At 77.7% G+C, this 618-nt stretch carries 1 protein-coding gene; it reads left to right on the top strand.

Features of this window, described 5'->3' with window-relative positions; translation table 11 throughout:
• Positions 1-87: 87 nt before the first annotated feature.
• Positions 88-618 (top strand): primosomal protein N' family DNA-binding protein (locus tag ACYVE9_RS30030; RefSeq protein ID WP_461031013.1); only part of this gene is annotated, 531 nt, incomplete at its 3' end.

The following is a 618-nucleotide window of genomic DNA, read 5'->3' as shown; positions in this document are numbered from 1 at the left end:
CCCGCCCCCGTCCGGTGTCCGGCGTGCCCCGCCTTCCGCCGCCCGCCCCGGGCGGCCGTGTCCGTGCCGTCTGCTAAGACTGGAGCCGTGAGCAGCGACGACGTCCGCCCCGACGGCCCCGGGGCAGCACCGCCGGAGCAGCTGGCGCTGATCCGGGACGCGGTGCGCAAGGGCGCTTCGGCGCCCAGGGCCCGGCCCCGGACCTGGCGGGGCGCCGCGCTCGCTGAGCGGCTGCCGGTCGCCCGGGTGCTGGTGGACAAGGGCCTGGTGCACCTCGACCGCTACTTCGACTACGCGGTGCCCGCCGCGATGGACGAGGACGCCCAGCCAGGGGTGCGGGTCCGGGTGCGCTTCGGTGCCGGCGAACGCGACGGGCGCCGCGAGGGCGGCCGGCTCATCAACGGTTTTGTGGTCGAGCGCCGCGCGGACAGCGACTTCCCCGGGGTGCTCGCCCCGATCGCCCAGGTGCTGTCACCGGAGCCGGTCCTCACCCCTCGGCTGCTGCACCTGTGCCGGGCGGTCGCCGACCGCTACGCGGGAGCGCTGGCAGACGTGGTGCAGCTGGCCGTGCCACCGCGCCGGGCCAAGGCCGAACGCCCCACCGCCCCGACCGCGCCC

The organism is Streptomyces sparsus, assembly GCF_054776295.1.
Note: the sequence above shows the minus strand (reverse complement) of the source record. Positions and strands in the feature narration are given on the sequence as shown.